Below are 345 nucleotides of genomic sequence, written 5' to 3' on the forward strand. Positions count from 1 at the left end.
GCCGCGCACGAGGACGCTGCCGAGCGCGACGAAGACGGCGGCCACGACCGCTGCGACCGTGGCGGAGACTTCGCCGGCCGCCGCCGTGACGACGAGGATCCCTGCGGTCATCACCGTCACCGCCGCCGCGCCGGCGGCGCCGCGCGGCATGATCAGCGCGGCGACGCCGCTTCCGACCGCGATGACCGCGAGCGGGGCACCGTGACCCTCGAGCACGAGCCCGTCGAGGTCGGGCGAGGCGAAGGCCTCGGAGAGTGCGGCCACGACCAGGAACGGCACCATGGCCACCCCGACCGGCACCACGATCCAGAGCGCGACGGTCGTGCGAAGGCGCCATGCCAGCGC

General features: G+C 75.4%; 1 protein-coding gene. It reads right to left on the bottom strand.

Annotation, left to right across the window (positions count from 1 at the left end; translation table 11 throughout):
* A partial coding sequence (locus D9V41_RS17000) for a hypothetical protein (RefSeq protein ID WP_166376120.1) occupies positions 1 to 345 on the bottom strand: 345 nt, incomplete at both ends.

This window comes from Aeromicrobium phragmitis (assembly GCF_003674095.1).
GTDB lineage: Bacteria > Actinomycetota > Actinomycetes > Propionibacteriales > Nocardioidaceae > Aeromicrobium > Aeromicrobium phragmitis.